Genomic DNA, 520 nt, shown 5'->3' on the forward strand with positions numbered 1-520 from the left:
TGACCAATCAGGCGAATGAAAATCACTGCCAACAGAACCATACAAACCAAATCTACGACACATATCGCCTAGCATTCCGACCTCTCCTGGTTTTTGTCCAGATACGACAACTTCCATTCCTTGCCCTCCCAAGTCGCTAAACTCAACAATCAATTCACGAAGTCTAGTTAAACTAAAATCATACTTACGAGGATGTGCGATAACACCTGTTGCGCCAGCTTCTTTAACCCACGACATCACTGTCTGTAAATCCGGCCAAATACTTTTCACATCTCCTGCCTTACCAGAACCCAAGTAACGCTTAAATGCTTCATTCATTGTCTCAACGGCGCCAATTTCGATAAGCACTTTGGCAAAATGAGGCCTTCCGGGTATTCCCTCATGGCTCAAGCTTTTCGCTTTATCAAATGTTGGCGGTAGGCCTTTTTTCTCGAGTCGAGCAGATATTTCTTGAGCTCGAGCAATTCTCAACTCAGTTTGATGTCGTTGCACTTGTGTCATCACAGGACAATCTAAAGAG

At 44.2% G+C, this 520-nt stretch carries 1 pseudogene; it reads right to left on the minus strand.

The features are described from left to right. Nucleotides 1-501: pseudogene (locus A3738_RS28610) on the minus strand (PHP domain-containing protein); the annotation flags it as partial. Between the last annotated feature and the right edge of the window lie 19 nt (nucleotides 502-520).

Source organism: Oleiphilus sp. HI0066, assembly GCF_001635725.1.